The sequence below is a fragment of the Geodermatophilus pulveris genome, assembly GCF_900188375.1.
GTDB lineage: Bacteria > Actinomycetota > Actinomycetes > Mycobacteriales > Geodermatophilaceae > Geodermatophilus > Geodermatophilus pulveris.
This window is the reverse complement of sequence record NZ_FZOO01000001.1, coordinates 545272-562619: the sequence shown is the minus strand read 5'-3', so window position 1 is coordinate 562619 and position 17348 is coordinate 545272. Positions and strand designations below refer to the sequence as shown.

Genomic DNA, 17348 nt, shown 5'->3' with positions numbered 1-17348 from the left:
CCCGGTCGCCAGAGCGGCGCAGGCCGGGACGCGCCAGGATGGACCATGGCCAGCCGACGCCCGGGTCACCCGGCGGTCCCGCCCGTCCCGCACCGTGTCCGGCAGGCCACGGCAGCCGATGTGCTCACCCGACGGCCCCTCGATAGCGTGGCCGGGATGACTGGCCGCGCTGACCTCCGTCTCGGCATCACCGATGTCGACCCCGTCGTGTCCTGCGGCGCCTTCTCCGCGCGCGCGGTGGTCGGCGAGCACGTGCCGATCACCGCCACCGTCTTCCGCGAGGGTCACGACGCGGTCGCCGCCAACGTGGTCTGGACCCCGCCGGGGGCCGACGGCGCCGGGCAGCCCCTGCGCCGGATGGCGCGCTTCGGCGACCAGCCCGACCGCTGGCTGACCACCGTCGTCCCCGACCGCGAGGGCCGGTGGACCTTCCAGGTGGAGGCCTGGAGCGACCCGCTGGCGACCTGGCACCACGCCGTCGACGTCAAGACCGCCGCCGGCCAGGGCGCCGAGGAGCTGGCCAACGACCTCGAGGAGGGCGCCCGGCTGCTCGACCGGGTGGCCGGCGGGGCCGACGCCGAGTGGCGGGCGCGGCTCACCGAGGCCGCCGCCGCGCTGCGCGACGCCTCGCTGGAGATGCCCGCGCGCATCGCCCCGGCGATGGCCGAGGCCGTGCAGCGGTACCTGTACGAGCACCCGGTGCGCGAGCTGGTCACCGGCGGCCCGGTGTACGAGGTGTGGGTCGACCGGCCCCGCGCGCTGTTCGGCTCCTGGTACGAGTTCTTCCCCCGGTCCACCGGCCCGGTCGTGGACGGCCGGGCCACCCACGGCACGTTCGCCACCGCCGCCGAGCGGCTGCCCGCGGTCGCCGACATGGGATTCGACGTCGTCTACCTGCCGCCGATCCACCCGATCGGCACGGTCAACCGCAAGGGCCCGAACACGCCGCAGTACCCCGGCGGCAACCCCTACGAGATCGGGCCGGACGACCCGGGCTCGCCCTGGGCGATCGGCAGCGCCGAGGGTGGGCACGACGCCGTCCACCCCCAGCTGGGCACGATGGAGGACTTCCGCGCCTTCGTCGAGCGCACCCGCGAGCTGGGCATGGAGGTGGCGCTGGACTTCGCGCTGCAGGCCGCCCCGGACCACCCGTGGGTCGCCGCGCACCCGGAGTGGTTCACCACCAAGCCCGACGGGACGATCGCCTACGCGGAGAACCCGCCGAAGAAGTACCAGGACATCTACCCGGTCAACTTCGACAACGACCCCGAGGGCTTCTACGCCGAGTGCCTGCGGGTGCTGCGCGTGTGGATGGACGCCGGCGTGCGCGTCTTCCGCGTCGACAACCCGCACACCAAGCCGCTGAACTTCTGGCACTGGCTGATCTGGACGGTCAAGGAGACCGACCCCGACGTGCTGTTCCTCGCCGAGGCCTTCACGCGGCCGGCGATGATGCACCAGCTGGCGCGGATCGGGTACACGCAGTCCTACACGTACTTCACCTGGCGCACCGCCCGCGGCGAGCTCGAGGACTACGGCCGCGAGCTGGCCGCGAACTGCCACTACATGCGGCCCAACTTCTTCGTGAACACCCCGGACATCCTGCACGCGTCGCTGCAGCTCGGCGGGCCGCCGATGTTCAAGATCCGCGCGGTGCTCGCGGCGATGATGAGCCCGACGTGGGGCGTCTACTCCGGGTTCGAGCTGTTCGAGCACGTCGCCGTGCGGCCCGGCAGCGAGGAGTACCTGGACAGCGAGAAGTACCAGCTGCGCCCGCGCGACTTCGCCGCCGCCGAGGCCTCCGGGCGCAGCCTCGCGCCCTACCTGCGCCGGCTCAACGAGATCCGCCGGGCCCACCCGGCCCTGCAGCAGCTGCGCACGCTGCGGTTCCACGACGTGGACAACCCGAACCTGATCTGCTTCTCCAAGACCGACCCCGGCTCCCAGGACGCCGTCCTCGTCGTGGTGGCCCTGGACGGCCACAACACGCAGATCGGGACGACGTCCCTGGACCTGCCCGCGCTCGGCCTGGACTGGTACGAGCGCATGACCGTGACCGACGAGCTGACCGGCGCCTCCTACGACTGGGGCCAGTTCAACTACGTCGAGCTCGACCCGTACCGGGAACCGGCGCACGTCCTCGCCATCACCCACCCCCGGACGGTCCAGGTGCCTCCCCCGGTCACCTGAGGTCTCCCCGGCCCCGTCCCGGGTCCCGCCCTGAGCCTGCGAAGGGCGGGGAGGACGGGGTCCTTCAACCGCTCCCCTGCTGAACCGAGGGCCACCCACAGCGATGACCGTTCCCGTCCCCGACCTCCCCGCCCGCCGCTCCCCCGGCACGGCGTCGGCGCTGCCCGCGCCCGGCACCGACCCCGAGTGGTACAAGCGTGCCCTGTTCTACGAGGTGCTGGTCCGCGGCTTCGCCGACAGCAACGCCGACGGCGTCGGCGACCTGCGCGGCATGATCGACAAGCTGGACTACCTGCAGTGGCTGGGCGTCGACTGCCTGTGGCTGCCGCCGTTCTTCGCCTCCCCGCTGCGCGACGGCGGCTACGACGTCAGCGACTACACCGCGGTGCTGCCGGAGTTCGGCGACATCGAGGACTTCACCGACTTCCTGGCCGCCGCCCACGCCCGCGGCATCCGCGTGATCATCGACTTCGTCATGAACCACACCTCGGACCAGCACCCCTGGTTCCAGGCCAGCCGCAGCGACCCCGAGGGCCCCTACGGCGACTTCTACGTGTGGAGCGACGACGACACCCGCTACGCCGACGCGCGGATCATCTTCGTCGACACCGAGAGCTCCAACTGGACCTTCGACCCGGTGCGCAAGCAGTACTTCTGGCACCGGTTCTTCTCCCACCAGCCCGACCTCAACTTCGAGAACCCGCGGGTGATCGAGGCGATCCTGGACGCGCTGCGGTTCTGGCTGGACCTCGGCATCGACGGGTTCCGGCTGGACGCCGTGCCGTACCTCATCGAGGAGGAGGGCACCAACTGCGAGAACCTGCCGGGGACCCACGAGATCCTCAAGCAGGTCCGCAAGGTGGTCGAGGCCGACTATCCCGACCGGGTGCTGCTGTGCGAGGCCAACCAGTGGCCGGCCGACGTCGTCGAGTACTTCGGCGAGGACGGCGACGAGTGCCAGATGGCCTTCCACTTCCCGGTGATGCCGCGGTTGTTCATGGCCGTCCGGCGGGAGCAGCGCTTCCCGATCTCGGAGATCATGGCCCAGACGCCGGCGATCCCGGACAACTGCCAGTGGGGCATCTTCCTGCGCAACCACGACGAGCTGACCCTGGAGATGGTCACCGACGAGGAACGCGACTACATGTGGGCCGAGTACGCCAAGGACCCCCGCATGAAGGCCAACATCGGCATCCGCCGCCGGCTGGCGCCGCTGCTGGACAACGACATGGACACCCTGGAGCTGTTCAACGCGCTGCTGCTCAGCCTGCCCGGGTCACCGGTCCTCTACTACGGCGACGAGATCGCCATGGGCGACAACATCTGGCTCGGGGACCGCGACGGCGTCCGCACGCCCATGCAGTGGACGCCGGACCGCAACGGCGGCTTCTCCACCGCCGACCCCCAGCGGATGTACCTGCCGCTCAACCAGGACCCGGTCTACGGCTACCAGGTCACCAACGTCGAGTCCCAGCTGCGCAACACCAACTCGATGCTGCACTGGCTGCGGCAGATGATCCACGTCCGCAAGCAGCACCCCACCTTCGGCCTGGGCAGCTTCGGCGAGATCGGCTCGCGCAACCCGACGGTGCTCTCCTTCGTCCGCGAGTTCGGCGACGACGTGGTGCTCTGCGTCAACAACCTGTCCCGCTTCCCGCAGCCGGTGGAGCTGGACCTCCGCCGCTTCGAGGGCTACACGCCGATCGAGCTGACCGGCCGGGTGGAGTTCCCGCAGATCGGCGTGCTGCCCTACATGCTCACGCTCTCCGGCCACGGCTTCTACTGGTTCGAGCTGGCCAAGCCGGCCGCGCCGGTGGAGGAGCCGGCCGCGACCGACGACACCGCCGTGGCCGACTCCCTGCTGGCCGCCGGCCTCGTCGGCACCGGCGAGGACCCGCCCGCCGGCGCCACCACCGACACGGGGGGACCCCGATGACCGCGCTGACCGGACTGTTCCGCGACTGGATCCCCTCGCAGCGGTGGTTCGGCGGCAAGGGCCGGGAGTGGGCGAGCGTGGAGGAGGAGAGCTTCTTCCTCGACCGCTCCCACCCGGTGCTGTCCATCCACCGGGTCACGGTCACCTACGCCGACGGTGGGACCGGCACCTACCTGGTGCCGCTGTCGTGGCGCGACCACCCCGTCGACGACCTGGCCGCGGCGCTGATCGGGACCGTGCCGCACGAGAACGGCGAGAACTACGCATACGACGCGATGCGCGACCGCGAGGCGACCACCACCTGGCTCACCCACCTGGCCGAGGGCGCCACGGTCGGCCCGATGCGCTTCGTCCCGGGCGACAGCGCGGAGATCCCGGTCGGGCTGCCCGGCGACATCGTCTCCACCGAGCAGAGCAACACCTCGCTGGTCTACGGCCAGGAGGCGATCCTCAAGCTGTTCCGGCGGCTCGAGCCCGGCCTCAACCCCGATGTCGAGGTCCACGACGCGCTGCGCCGGACGGACAACCCGCACATCGCGCCGCTGCTCGGGTACGCCGAGATCGACCACGACCGGGACGCCGGCACCCCGCCGGCGACGGTGTTCATGCTGCAGCGGTTCGTGCCCAACGCCAGCGACGGGTGGCGGCTGGCCACCGCCAGCGTCCGCGACCTGTACGCCGAGGGCGACCTGCACGCCGACGAGGTGGGCGGGGACTTCGCCGCGGACAGCGAGCGGCTGGGTGCCGCGACGGCCTCCGTGCACGCCGACATGGCCGCGGTGCTGCCGACCGAGGAGGCCGGCCGCGACTGGTTCGCCGCCGTCGCCCGGCAGATGGGCGAGCGGCTGGACGCCGCCATCGAGGTCGTCCCGCAGCTGGCCGACCACGCCGACGGGCTGCGCGCCGTGTACGCCGCGGTGGCCGACAGCGGCGAGCGCGTCGTCCGCCAGCGGGTGCACGGCGACCTGCACCTGGGCCAGGTGCTGCGCACCACCACCGGGTGGATCGTGCTGGACTTCGAGGGCGAGCCCGCCCGGCCGCTGGCCGACCGGCGCGTGCTGGACAGCCCGCTGCGCGACGTCGCCGGGATGCTGCGCAGCTTCGACTACGCCGCCCGGCACATGCTGGTCGAGCAGCCGGGTGACCCGCAGCGCGCTTACCGCGCGCAGGAGTGGGCAGAGCGCAACCGGAGCGCCTTCTGCGCGGGCTACGCGGCCGCGAGCGGGACGGACTCCTGCGGCGACAGCCCGTTGCTGCGGGCGTTCGAGGTGGACAAGGCCGTCTACGAGTGCGTCTACGAGGCGCGCAACCGCCCGCACTGGCTGATGATCCCGCTGCAGTCGCTGTCCCGGCTCACCGCCGCGGGCTAGCGCGCGCGGCACGACCACCGACACACCGGCAGGGAAGAGGACCGCGAGCGATGACATCCCCGGACGAGACCGAGCGCACCACCGGCTCCCCGACCGGCGACCGCCAGCCCGCGACGCGGGAGGAGCTGCAGGCCGTCGTCGAGGAGAAGACCGCGCAGGCCGCCGCCGCCGAGGAGGGCCCGATCGTCAACGCCGCCCCGGCGCGCGAGCGGGCCGCGGCCAAGAAGGCCCCGGCGAAGAAGGCCGCGGCCAAGAAGGCGCCCGCGAAGAAGGCGACGGCGGCCGAGGCCACCGCGAAGAAGGCCGGCGCCAGGAAGACGGCGCGGAAGGCCGCCGGCGGGCGGGGCACCGCCGGCCCGCAGGGCGACGCCGTCGCCGAGCAGGGCGGCACCGCGAGCCCCGTGGTCGCCCCGGCGCCGATCGCCGAGCCGGGCAGCCCGACGGGGGCCCCGGCCGACCAGCCGGAGCCGCCCAGCCCCGACCCCGCTGAGCCCAGCACCCCGCAGGCCCCGGACGAGGACGGCGGCACGCCCCCCACCGGCAGCGCCGCCGCCGGCCGCCCGGAGGTGGCGGCCGCCACCGGGCCCGGGGGGCAGGAGCCGGCCGAGGAGGGCCCTGCCGTGGAGGGTGCAGCGCAGCACGACGCGCCGGCCGAGGTCGGCGAGGAGCAGCTGCGCGCCGTCGTCGACGGCTCGTCGCACGCCCCGCACAGCGTGCTGGGCGCCCACCCGGCGCGGGACGGCTGGGTGGTCCGGACGCTGCGGCCCGACGCGGTCTCCGCGACCGTCGTCGACGAGGACGGCGCCCGGTACGACGCCGCCCGCGTGCACGACGGCGGCATCTTCGCCGCCCACCTGCCCCAGCAGCCGGGTGACTACCGCATCGAGGTCGGCTACGGCGACGGCCGGGGCGGCACGGACACCTTCGTCGTCGACGACCCCTACCGGTGGCTGCCCACCGTGGGCGAGCTCGACCAGCACCTGATCCGCGAGGGCCGCCACGAGCGGCTCTGGGAGGTGCTCGGCGCGCACGTCCGGCGCTACGACACCCCCCGCGGCGAGGTGGCGGGCGTCTCCTTCGCCGTCTGGGCGCCCAACGCGCAGGGCGTGCGGGTGACCGGCGACTTCGACTACTGGGAGGCCCGCGCGTACCCGCTGCGGTCGCTGGGCTCCTCCGGCGTCTGGGAGGTCTTCATCCCGGGCGTCGCGGTGGGCACCAAGTACCGCTACCACGTGCTCGGCCGCGACGGCGTGTGGCGGCACAAGTCCGACCCGCTGGCCTTCCAGACCGAGGTGCCGCCGCTCAACGCCTCGGTCGTCACCGAGTCCCGGCACGAGTGGCAGGACGACGCGTGGCTGGCCGAGCGGGCCCGCGGCGGCTGGCACGAGCGGCCGATGAGCGTGTACGAGGTGCACGCGGGGTCCTGGCGGCAGGGCCTGTCCTACCGGCAGCTGGCCGACGAGCTGGTCGACTACGTCGTCGAGCACGGCTTCACCCACATCGAGTTCATGCCGCTGGCCGAGCACCCCTTCGGCGGCTCGTGGGGCTACCAGGTCACCTCCTACTACGCCCCCACCGCCCGCTTCGGCAGCCCCGACGACCTGCGGTACATGGTCGACCGGGCCCACCAGGCCGGCATCGGGGTCATCGTCGACTGGGTGCCCGCCCACTTCCCCAAGGACGACTGGGCACTGGCCCGCTTCGACGGCACCCCGCTCTACGAGCACGCCGACCCGCGCCGCGGCGAGCAGCTGGACTGGGGCACCTACGTCTTCGACTTCGGCCGCTCGGAGGTCCGCAACTTCCTCGTCGCCAACGCGCTGTACTGGTGCAAGGAGTTCCACGTCGACGGCATCCGGGTCGACGCGGTCGCCTCGATGCTCTACCTGGACTACTCGCGCGACGAGTGGGCGCCCAACGTGCACGGCGGGCGGGAGAACCTCGAGGCGATGGCGTTCCTGCAGGAGATGAACGCCACGGTGTACCGGGAGGTCCCCGGCGTGGTCACCATCGCCGAGGAGTCGACCGCCTGGCCCGGCGTCACCCGGCCCACCCACCTGGGCGGCCTGGGCTTCGGCTTCAAGTGGAACATGGGCTGGATGCACGACTCGCTGGGCTACATGACCAAGGAGCCGGTGCACCGCAGCTACCACCACGGCCAGATGACGTTCTCGATGATCTACGCCTACTCCGAGAACTACGTGCTGCCGATCAGCCACGACGAGGTCGTCTACGGCAAGGGCTCGCTGCTGCGGAAGATGCCCGGCGACCGGTGGCAGCAGCTGGCCAACCTGCGGGCCTACCTGGCCTACATGTGGGCCCACCCCGGTAAGCAGCTGCTGTTCATGGGCTCGGAGTTCGCCCAGGACGCCGAGTGGGCCGAGAGCCGCTCGCTGGACTGGTGGCACCTCGACGACCCCGCCCACCGGGGCGTGCTGCAGCTGGTCACCGACCTGAACGCCCGCTACCGGGAGAACGCCGCGCTGTGGTCGCAGGACGTCGACCCCGAGGGCTTCCAGTGGATCGACGCGAACGACGCCTCGGGCAACGTGCTGTCCTTCCTGCGCCTCGGCCGCTCCGGCGACGCGGCCGCCCCCGCGCTGGCCTGCGTGGCCAACTTCTCCGGCGCACCCCACGAGGGGTACCGGATCGGCCTGCCGCGGGCCGGGAGGTGGCGCGAGGTGCTCAACACCGACGCCGAGGGCTACGGCGGGTCCGGCGTCGGCAACATGGGCGGCATCGAGGCCGTCGAGCAGCCGTGGCACGGCCAGCCGTGCTCCGCGACCCTGGCCGCCCCGCCGCTGGGCACCGTCTGGTTCGTGCACGAGTAGGAGCCCCCCTGCCCCCCACCGCTCGGCCCCCTCCAGGGCACCGCCCCGAGCGGAGCGAGGGGTGGGGAGGAGGGGGTCCTTCCGCCTGCAGGGGGGCCTGCCCGATGCGACGATCCGAGGGACATGCCTGCCTCCTCCCCGCGACGCGCGGCCGTGGCGCCGGTGGCCACGGCCGCGCTGCTCGTCCTGTCCGGCTGCTCCTCGGTCGTCATCGGCCTGCCGAGCGCGGCACAGCCACCGGCGTCCGACCTGCCGGCCGCCGAGCTGACCGTCGTCGGCGCCACCGACGGGCCGGTGGACACCCTGGCCCGCAACGCGCTGGCCGACCTGGAGACGTTCTGGGCCCAGCAGTCCCCCGAGGTCTTCGGGCGGGACTTCGAGCCGCTGGCGGGCGGCTACTTCAGCGTCGACCCGGGCGACGTCGACCCGGTGGACCACCCGCAGGGCATCGGCTGCGGCTCGGACCCGCGCGAGGTGGAGGGCAACGCGTTCTACTGCCAGGCCCCCGACGCCCCGAACTCCGACTCGATCAGCTACGACCGCGCGTTCCTGGGCGAGCTCGCCGAGCAGCACGGGCGGTTCATCCCGGCGCTGGTGATGGCCCACGAGTTCGGGCACGCGGTGCAGGGCCGGGTCGGCTACCCCGACTACTCCATCTCCGTGGAGACCCAGGCCGACTGCTTCGCCGGCGCCTGGACGGCGTGGGTCGCGGACGGGCAGGGCCGGCACTCGCAGATCCGCGCGCCCGAGCTCGACGAGGTGCTGGCCGGCTACCTGCTGCTGCGTGACCCGGTGGGCACCAGCATCACCACCGAGGCCGCCCACGGCTCCTACTTCGACCGCATCTCGGCCTTCCAGGAGGGCTTCGACGCCGGTAACACCGCCTGCCGCGACAACTTCACCGCCCAGCGGCCCTACACCCAGAGTGCCTTCCGCAGCGCGAACGACGCCGCCAGCGGCGGGAACGCGCCCTTCCAGGCGGCCCAGGGGTTCGCCGCCGACGGCCTGGCCGAGTTCTGGACCCTCACCTTCGACCAGGTCTTCGGCGAGACCTTCACCGCGCCGGGGGTCCAGCCGTTCGCCGGCACCGCCCCGGACTGCGCCACCGACGATCTCGACCTGGTCTTCTGCCCCGACGAGGGCCTCGTCGGCTACGACGTCGAGGACCTGGCCGGACCGGCCTACGAGCAGCTCGGCAACGCCGACTACGCCGTCATCACCGCCGTCTCGCTGCCCTACGCGCTGGCCGCCCGTGAGCAGCTGGGGCTGTCCAGCGACGGCGGGGAGGCCGTCCGATCGGCGGTGTGCCTGACCGGGTGGTTCTCCGCGGTCTTCTTCGACAACGAGCTCAGGACCGCGGAGATCTCACCCGGCGACATCGACGAGGCCGCCCAGTTCCTGCTCGCCTACGGCACCGACCCGTCGGTGGTGCCCGACGTGCAGCTGAGCGGCTTCCAGCTGGTCGACCTCTTCCGCAACGGCTTCTTCGAGGGCGCCGCCGCCTGCGACGTGGGGGTCTAGTAGAGCGCCAGGGTGAGCTGGCGGCGGGCGGCGGCCACCCGCGGGTCCTGGTCGCCGACGACGCCGAACAGCTCCACCAGGTGGCGGCGGGCCTGGTCGCGGTCCTCCCCCGCGGTCCGGCGCACGACGTCCAGCAGGCGGCCGAAGGCCCCCTCGACGTCGCCGGTGCCGAGCAGGAAGTCCGCGGCGCGGGCCTGCGCGGCGACGTCGTCCGGGGCATCGTCGGCGGCCACGAGCGCGTCCGGGCCGGCCTCGTCGGCCCGCCGGAACAGCTGCACCTGGCGCAGCGCCAGCCCGGCCACCGGGTGGTCGGGCTCGGCGTCGAGGATCGACTGGTAGGCGGCCTCGGCGGCGCCCAGGTCGCCACGCTCCAGCGCCGCCTCGGCGGCGTCCAGGCGCGGGTCCTCCGCCTCGCCGTCGTCCGCGGCGCCGGTGCCCGGGACGGCGCCCCCGGTCGTGGCCCGCACCAGCTCGGTGACGAACTGCCGCGCCTGCTCCTCGGGGATCGCGCCGGTGAACTCCGCCACCAGCTGGCCCTGCCAGACCGCCTTCACCGCCGGGATGCCCTGCACCCGCAGGCCCTGGGCCAGCGCGGGGTTGGCGTCCACGTCGACCTTGGCCAGCACCCACGAGCCGCCGCCCTCCGCGGCCAGCCGCTCGAGCACCGGGGACAGCTGCTTGCACGGCCCGCACCACTCGGCCCACAGGTCGAGCACGACCGGCACCTGGAAGGACCGGTCGAGCACCTCGGCCTGGAAGGTGGCCTCGGAGACGTCGACGACGGCCGAGCCCGGCGCACCGGCGGGCGCCGCCGGGCTGGGCGGGGGTGCGGCCTGGGCCCGTGCCGCGGCCTCGGAGCGGGCCTTGACGGCGGCGAGGTCGACCGCGCCGGCGAGGGAGGCGGCCAGCTGCGCCTGCTGGGCCTGCGCGCGCGGGTCGGGGCGTCCGGGACGGGTGGGCTGCATGGCCTCGATCATCCCATCGCCGCAGGGACGGTGCCGCGGCGGTCAGCCGGCAGGGGTCCCGTCGTCGGCCACGTCACCGGCCCCGCGGCGGACCCGCTCGAGGATGGTGAACAGCGTGTCCAGCTCCGCGTCGGGGACGTCGCCGAGGCCGAAGTCCAGCCCGGTCAGCGCGGCGGTGGCCTCCTCGACGACGGCCCGCCCGCGGTCGGTGATCGCGGCCAGCACGCCGCGCCCGTCGGCCGGGTTGGGCCGGCGGGCGACGTAGCCGGCGGCGACCAGCCGGTCGATGGCGTTGGTGACGCTGGTCGGGTGCACCATCAGCCGGCTGCCGATGACCTTCAGCGGCAGCTCGCCGGTGCGGCTGAAGGTGAGCAGGACCAGCACCTCGTAGCGGGCGAAGGTCAGCGCGTGGGGCCGCAGCGCCTCGTCGAAGCGGGCGAGCAGGATCTGCTGCACGCGGAAGACCGACGTCGCCGCCCGCATCGCGGCGGCCGGGCCGAAGCGCCGCTCCCAGGACTCCCCGGCGCGCGCGATGGGATCGAACGGCAACCCCAGCGGACGGACCACGGGTGCCGAGGGTACGGGGACCGCCTCCCGGCCTCGAGATCCGTCCCGTGGCGGCATCGGCCGCCCCGACGCCGCCCTCGGCCGGATGTCGGCGGCGCCCGTGGACAGCCGGGAGCCCGCACCCCGTTCTCCGGCAGGGTGCAGCGGTGCCCCCCGCCCCGATCCGGCCGGCCCGGCTGCACGGCCGGGTCTTCCGGGGCTCGGCCGTCCTGCGCGAGGGGTGGTTGACCCGCGGCCAGCTGCGCAGCTCGGCCTGGCAGCGGGTGTTCCCCGACGTGTACGCCTGCTCGACGCTGGACGTCACCCATCGGGTGCGGACGGTGGCCGCCGTCCGCGTGCTGCTGCCCGGTGCCGTGGCGAGCGGGCACAGCGCCGGGGTGTGGTGGGGAGCCGACCTGGCCGGGCCCGACGACGTCGTCGACTGCACCCTCCCGCCGGGCGCCCACCACGGGGGCATCGACGGGGTGCGGCTGCGCCGCCGCCGGCTGGCGCCCGAGGACGTGGTCACCTGGTGGGGGCTGGCCGTGACCAGCCCGGTGCGCACGGTGCTGGACCTCGCCGCCCTCCGCCCGCCGGACGAGGCCGTGGTGGCCGTCGACCGGTTCCTGCGGCTCGGCCGGGTCTCGCTCGCCGACGCCCGCGCGGCCGGTGAGCGGTTGGTGGGCCGCGACTGCCGCCTCGTCCGGTCGGCACTGGCCCGCGCCGACGGCCTGGCGGAGTCACCGCAGGAGACCCGGCTCCGGCTGATTCTGCACGCCGCGCCGCTCCCCCGGCCCGTCGCGCAGTACGTGGTGCTGGACGCCGGCGGACGGTTCGTGGCGCGCGTCGACCTGGCCTGGCCGGAGCACCGCCTCGCCGTCGAGTACGAGGGGACCTGGCACGGACAGCCGCAGCAGGTGGCCAGGGACCGTGCGCGGCTGAACCGGCTCACCGCGGCCGGGTGGCGGGTCGTCTTCGTGACGGCGGCCGACCTGCACCGCGAGGCGGAACTGGTCGCCCGCATCTGCGCGGCCCTCGGCGCCCCGAGATCCGCCTGAGCGCTGCTTCCCGCACCTCCGACGCCGCCCCCAGGCGGATCTCGGCGCCGGCGAGGGGCGGTCAGGCGGTGGACGGGGCGGGACGCAGCGGCGGCACGTGCCGCAGGCCGAAGACCTCGCGCAGCGCCACCCGGGCCGCGTTGTCCCCGCACATGCCGTGGACGGCCGGCCCGGGCGGGGTGGCGGCCGAGGCCAGGTACGTGCCCGGCACCGGGGTCTTGTAGGTGTTCCACCGCGGCACCGGGCGGGCCAGCATCTGCAGCAGCGACGCCTCGCCGTTGGAGATGTCCCCGCCGACGTGGTTGGGGTTCCACGCCTGCATCTGCGGGGCGTTCTTGGTGGCCCGCTCGACGATCGTGTCGCGGAAGCCGGGCGCGAACCGCTCGATCTGCGCCTCGATCGCCCCGGTCACGTCGACGTCCGAGCCGTGCGGCACGTGCACGTAGGCCCAGAACACGTGCCCGCCCGCCGGGGCGCGGGTCGGGTCGACCACCGTGGGCTGGACGGCGAGGACGTAGGGCCGGTCGGTGTCGCGGCCGGCCGCGGGGGCGGACTCCCCCGCCATCGTCTCCTCCAGCGTGCCGGCCACGTGGATGGTGCCCGCCCGGCGGACCTCGGGGTTCGCCCACGGCACCGGCTCTGACAGGATCCAGTCGATCTTGAAGACGCCGGGGCCGTGCTTGTAGCGGGACACCCACCGGCGGTAGCCCTCGTGCACCCGGTCACCGGCCATGTCGACGAAGGCGCGGGGCGTGGTGTCCAGCAGCACCACCGGCACCCCGTCGAACTCCCGCAGGTCGGTCACGGTGTGCCCGGTGACCACCTCGCCGCCCTGCTGCTCGATCGCGGTGACCATGGCGTCGGCGAGGTTCTGCGAGCCGCCCTCGATCAGCGGCCACCCGCCGTGGTGCGCGGTCATGCCGAGGACCAGGCCGAGCCCGGCGGTGAGCGGCCGGGACAGGTCGAGCATCCCGTGGGCCGCGGCACCGGCGATCAGCGCCCGCGCGCCGTCGGTCTGGAAGTACCGGTGGGCCAGCCAGCGGATGTTCGGCAGCGCGTTGAGCGCGAACCGGGTCACCGCGCCCACGCTGCGGGTGGGCAGCCGGCGCAGCCGGCTGGTGAGGAAGTAGTCGACGACGTCCTGCCCGTGCTCGACCAGCGGGCCGAACAGCTGCCGGTAGGCCGGCCCGTCGGGGCCCAGGCCGTCGGCGGTCTCCTCGAGCGAGCGCCGGGACACCGAGGCCCGCCCGCCGTCGAGCGGGTGGGCGTAGCAGACCTCGGGGTGCACCAGCCGCACGCCGCGGCTGGCCAGGTCGAACTCCTGGAAGAAGGGGGACGCCGCGGCCATCGGGTGCACGATCGAGCAGACGTCGTGCCGGTAGCCGGGGCGCATGAGCTCCTCGGTGCGCATCCCGCCCCCGGGCCGGGACGCGTGCTCCACGACCTGCACCCGCAGCCCGGCCGCGGCCAGCCGCAGCGCCCCGGCCAGTCCGTTCGGGCCCGCGCCGACCACGACGGCGTCCGGCCTGCCGTTCACTGCCACTGCCCGTCCACCCCGGCCATCCTGCCCGCCGCGCCGCGCCGCTGCCCGGGCAACACCCACCAACTGCTCCAGGAGCAGGCCCTACAGCCGGTCCAGGAGCAGCGCGGCGGCCCGGAAGGGGTCGGTCCGCCCGGCGGCCACCTGGTCGGCCAGCGTGGCCAGCGCCGCCGACCCGCGCACGTCGCCCATCCGCTCGCGCAGCGCGCCCAGCGCGACCGCCTCGATCTCCCGCGCCGCGCGGGCCGACCGCCGCCGGGGCCCCTCCCCCGAGGACGCGAGCCACGCGCGGTGCTCACCGAGGGCCCGCACCAGGTCGTCGACGCCGGTGCCGGTGGTCGCCACGGTGCGCACGACGGGCGGGCACCAGGCCCCGGGGGTCTCGTGCCGCCCGCCGAGGCCCAGCGCCGACCGCAGGTCGCGCACCGTGCGGTCGGCACCGTCCCGGTCGGCCTTGTTGACCACCAGCACGTCGGCGACCTCGAGGATCCCGGCCTTGGCCGCCTGGATGCCGTCGCCCATGCCGGGCGCGAGCAGCACCACGGTGGTGTCGGCCAGCGAGGCGACCTCGAGCTCGGACTGGCCCACGCCGACGGTCTCCACCAGCACCACGTCGCACCCGGCGGCGTCGAGCACCCGCAGCGCCTGCGGGGTGGCCCGGGCCAGCCCGCCGAGGTGGCCGCGGGCGGCCATCGAGCGGATGTAGACCCCGTCGTCCCCGGCGTGGTCCTCCATGCGCACCCGGTCGCCGAGCAGCGCCCCGCCGGAGAAGGGGGACGACGGGTCGACGGCGAGGACGCCGACCCGGAGGCCGCGCCCGCGCAGCACGCGCACCAGCGCGGTGGTCGTCGTGGACTTGCCGACACCGGGCGCGCCGGTGAGGCCGACGACCTGGGCGTGCCCGGTGTGCGGGGCCAGCGCCGCGGCGACCTCGCGCACCGCGGGGCCGGCGTCCTCGACCAGCGAGATCAGCCGGGCCACCGCGCGGGCCTCGCCGTCCCGGGCGCGGTCGACCAGCTCACGGACGTCCGGCGCGCGCCCCCGCCCCCCGGAGGGGGAGGCGGGGCCGGGGGTCGGGTCGGGGGTGTCCCCTGGGGTCACGCGCGGGCGGGCACGTGCAGGATGAGCGCGTCGCCCTGGCCGCCGCCGCCGCAGAGCGCCGCGGCACCGACACCGCCGCCGCGACGGCGCAGCTCGAGGGCCACGTCCAGGACCACCCGGGCGCCGCTCATGCCGATCGGGTGCCCCAGGGCGATCGCGCCGCCGTTGGGGTTGACCTTCTCCGGGTCGATACCGAGCTCCCGGGTGGAGACGAGGGCGACGGCGGCGAAGGCCTCGTTGAACTCGACGAGGTCGAGCTCCCCCGGGTCGATCCCCTCGCGCTCGCAGGCCCGCTGGACCGCGCGCGACGGCTGGCTCTGCAGCGTGGCGTCGGGTCCGGCGACCACCCCGTGGGCGCCGATCTCGGCGATCGGGGTGATGCCGAGCTCCGCGGCCTTCTCGGCGCTCATGACGACGACCGCGCAGGCGCCGTCGGAGATCTGCGAGGAGGTGCCCGCGGTGATCGTGCCGTCCGCCGCGAAGGCCGGCTTCAACCGCGCCAGCGTCTCGACCGTGGTGTCGGCGCGGACGCCCTCGTCGTCACGGAACTCGATCGGGTCACCCTTGCGCTGCGGGATGAGCACCGGGGCGATCGCCTCGTCGAAGATGCCGTTCTTGCCCGCGCGGGCGGCCTTCTGGTGGCTCTCGGCGGCGAACGCGTCCTGCTCCTCGCGGGTGAGGTCGTAGCGGCTGTTGGCCTGCTCGGTGAGCTGGCCCATGGCGACCTGGTCGAAGGTGTCCGACAGCCCGTCGTGCGCCATGGCGTCGACCAGCGTGGCGTTGCCGTACTTGGTGCCGGTGCGTGAGTTGGGCAGCAGGTGCGGGGCGTTGGTCATCGACTCCTGCCCGCCGGCCACCACGACGTCGAACTCGCCGGCGCGGATGAGCTGGTCGGCCATCGCGATGGCGCTCAGGCCCGACAGGCAGACCTTGTTCACGGTGATCGACGGCACCGACATGGGGATGCCGGCGGCCACCGCTGCGGGACGGGCGGGGTTCTGGCCGGCGCCGGCCTGCAGCACCTGCCCCATGATCACGTACTCCACCTGGTCGCCGGAGATCCCGGCCCGGTCGAGGGCGGCCTTGATCGCCACCGCGCCGAGGTCCGCGGCGGAGAAGTCCTTGAGCGAGCCGAGCAGCCGGCCCATCGGGGTGCGGGCGCCGCTGACGATGACCGAACGGGACATGGGTTGCCTCCAGGGGCGGGTCGCCGACGCTGGCGACTGCGGGTCGGGGCCGCCGCACCCCGGGGACACGGCGTCGATCTCCCCCCGAGGATAGGGCGTTCGGCGGGGGTGCCCCGCGCGCCCGGGCCGCCGGATGCGTCCGGTGGCGCACGACCGGGTAGGGGACGAGCTGACCGCTCACCCGCTCCGAGGAGGACACCCCATGCCCCGCGTGACCGTCGGGAGCGACAACGGCCAGCCGGTCGAGCTGCACCACCAGGACGTCGGGACCGGGCGGCCGGTCGTGCTCATCCACGGGTAACCGCTGTCCGGCCGCTCCTGGGAGGCGCAGGTCGGCCCGCTGGTGGCCGCCGGCCACCGCGTCGTCACCTACGACCGCCGCGGCTTCGGCGAGTCCTCGCAGCCCTGGGGCGGCTACGACTACGACACCTTCACCGCCGACCTGCACGCGCTGCTCGAGCACCTGGACCTGCGCGACGTCGCGCTCGTCGGCTTCTCCATGGGCGGCGGGGAGGTCGTGCGCCACCTGGCCACGCACGGCACCGAGCGGGTCAGCCGCGCGGTGCTGGCCGCCGCCGTCCCGCCGTACCTGTACGAGTCCGCGGACAACCCCGACGGCGGGCTGGACGACGCGACCATCGAGCAGTTCCAGCAGGGCGTCACCAGCGACCGGCCGGCCTTCCTCGACGGGTTCACCGAGGACTTCTTCACCCCGGGCGGCAGCAGCCTGCTCAAGGGACCGGCGGTCAGCGAGCAGCAGCGGCAGTACGCCCTGCGCATCGCCGAGTCCGCCTCGCCGAAGGGCACGCTCGACTGCATCACGGCGTTCGGCCGCACCGACTTCCGCGGCGACGTGGCGCGGGTGACCGTGCCGACGCTGGTCGTCCACGGCGACTCCGACGCGATCGTGCCGCTGGAGGTCAGCGGCAGGCGCTCGCACGAGCTGATCCCGGGCAGCGAGCTGGTCGTCATCGAGGGCGGCCCGCACGGCATCAACACGTCGCACCCCGAGCAGTTCAACGAGGCGCTGATCCGCTTCCTGGCGCGCTGACGCCCCGCGTCCGGGTGCCTCCTGCGCACGGGGGCGCCCGGGCGTGCGGGAG

At 74.3% G+C, this 17348-nt stretch carries 12 protein-coding genes; 7 read left to right on the top strand and 5 right to left on the bottom strand.

Annotated features, from left to right (window positions below; all coding sequences use genetic code 11):
- Window positions 1–156 precede the first annotated feature (156 nt).
- The 5 genes from CHB98_RS02770 (at window position 157) to CHB98_RS02750 (ending at window position 9848) form a co-directional block, all read left to right on the top strand.
- Window positions 157–2190: an alpha-1,4-glucan--maltose-1-phosphate maltosyltransferase gene (locus CHB98_RS02770; protein WP_089304225.1), complete on the top strand. Its 2034-nt coding sequence runs from the start codon at window positions 157–159 to the stop codon at window positions 2188–2190.
- Between the two features lie 103 nt (window positions 2191–2293).
- A complete protein-coding gene (gene treS / locus CHB98_RS02765; RefSeq protein WP_089304043.1) occupies window positions 2294–4126 on the top strand; it encodes a maltose alpha-D-glucosyltransferase in 1833 nt (610 codons plus the stop codon).
- Window positions 4123–5496 (top strand): maltokinase N-terminal cap-like domain-containing protein, encoded by a 1374-nt coding sequence (locus tag CHB98_RS02760; RefSeq protein WP_089304042.1) that lies wholly within the window; start codon window positions 4123–4125, stop codon window positions 5494–5496. The genes treS and CHB98_RS02760 overlap by 4 nt, the downstream gene beginning before the upstream one ends.
- A gap of 50 nt (window positions 5497–5546) precedes the next feature.
- A complete protein-coding gene (gene glgB / locus CHB98_RS02755) occupies window positions 5547–8327 on the top strand; it encodes a 1,4-alpha-glucan branching protein GlgB (RefSeq protein ID WP_089304041.1) in 2781 nt (926 codons plus the stop codon).
- Between the two features lie 123 nt (window positions 8328–8450).
- The gene (locus CHB98_RS02750) at window positions 8451–9848 is read left to right on the top strand and encodes a neutral zinc metallopeptidase (protein WP_089304040.1); all 1398 of its coding nucleotides are present in this window, start codon (window positions 8451–8453) and stop codon (window positions 9846–9848) included.
- On the opposite strand, the gene CHB98_RS02745 is transcribed toward CHB98_RS02750, so the two are convergent.
- Window positions 9845–10813, bottom strand: a complete 969-nt coding sequence (locus tag CHB98_RS02745; protein ID WP_089304224.1) for a tetratricopeptide repeat protein — start codon at window positions 10811–10813, stop codon at window positions 9845–9847. The genes CHB98_RS02750 and CHB98_RS02745 overlap by 4 nt on opposite strands.
- A 42-nt stretch (window positions 10814–10855) precedes the next feature.
- Window positions 10856–11380, bottom strand: coding sequence for a MarR family winged helix-turn-helix transcriptional regulator (locus CHB98_RS02740; protein WP_179224092.1), 525 nt, complete (start codon window positions 11378–11380; stop codon window positions 10856–10858).
- A gap of 146 nt (window positions 11381–11526) precedes the next feature.
- Between CHB98_RS02740 and CHB98_RS02735 the strand changes: the two genes are divergently transcribed.
- A complete protein-coding gene (locus tag CHB98_RS02735; protein WP_089304038.1) occupies window positions 11527–12417 on the top strand; it encodes a hypothetical protein in 891 nt (296 codons plus the stop codon).
- 61 nt (window positions 12418–12478) lie between these two features.
- Here CHB98_RS02735 and CHB98_RS02730 read toward each other — a convergent pair whose 3' ends face one another.
- The 3 genes from CHB98_RS02730 to CHB98_RS02720 form a co-directional block, all read right to left on the bottom strand.
- The gene (locus CHB98_RS02730) at window positions 12479–13954 is read right to left on the bottom strand and encodes a phytoene desaturase family protein (RefSeq protein WP_089304037.1); all 1476 of its coding nucleotides are present in this window, start codon (window positions 13952–13954) and stop codon (window positions 12479–12481) included.
- Between the two features lie 87 nt (window positions 13955–14041).
- Window positions 14042–15058 carry a methylmalonyl Co-A mutase-associated GTPase MeaB gene (gene meaB, locus CHB98_RS02725; RefSeq protein WP_089304036.1) on the bottom strand — a complete coding sequence of 339 codons (1017 nt, stop codon included), beginning with the start codon at window positions 15056–15058 and terminating at the stop codon, window positions 14042–14044.
- Complete coding sequence (locus CHB98_RS02720) at window positions 15055–16245, bottom strand: acetyl-CoA C-acetyltransferase (protein ID WP_089304035.1); 1191 nt, start codon at window positions 16243–16245, stop codon at window positions 15055–15057. The genes meaB and CHB98_RS02720 overlap by 4 nt, the downstream gene beginning before the upstream one ends.
- Before the next feature lie 304 nt (window positions 16246–16549).
- Here CHB98_RS02720 and CHB98_RS02715 point away from each other — a divergent pair, with 304 nt between their 5' ends.
- A complete protein-coding gene (locus tag CHB98_RS02715; protein ID WP_281251827.1) occupies window positions 16550–17296 on the top strand; it encodes an alpha/beta fold hydrolase in 747 nt (248 codons plus the stop codon).
- The last annotated feature ends 52 nt before the right edge of the window (window positions 17297–17348 follow it).

Bases quoted from the DNA above. Each gene is read 5' to 3' on its own strand.
- CHB98_RS02770 (WP_089304225.1), top strand. From the start codon at position 157: ATGACTGGCCGCGCTGACCTCCGTCTCGGCATCACCGATGTCGACCCC.
- glgB (WP_089304041.1), top strand. From the start codon at position 5,547: ATGACATCCCCGGACGAGACCGAGCGCACCACCGGCTCCCCGACCGGC.
- CHB98_RS02720 (WP_089304035.1), bottom strand. From the start codon at position 16,245: ATGTCCCGTTCGGTCATCGTCAGCGGCGCCCGCACCCCGATGGGCCGG.
- CHB98_RS02760 (WP_089304042.1), top strand. From the start codon at position 4,123: ATGACCGCGCTGACCGGACTGTTCCGCGACTGGATCCCCTCGCAGCGG.
- CHB98_RS02745 (WP_089304224.1), bottom strand. From the start codon at position 10,813: ATGCAGCCCACCCGTCCCGGACGCCCCGACCCGCGCGCGCAGGCCCAG.
- CHB98_RS02750 (WP_089304040.1), top strand. From the start codon at position 8,451: ATGCCTGCCTCCTCCCCGCGACGCGCGGCCGTGGCGCCGGTGGCCACG.
- treS (WP_089304043.1), top strand. From the start codon at position 2,294: ATGACCGTTCCCGTCCCCGACCTCCCCGCCCGCCGCTCCCCCGGCACG.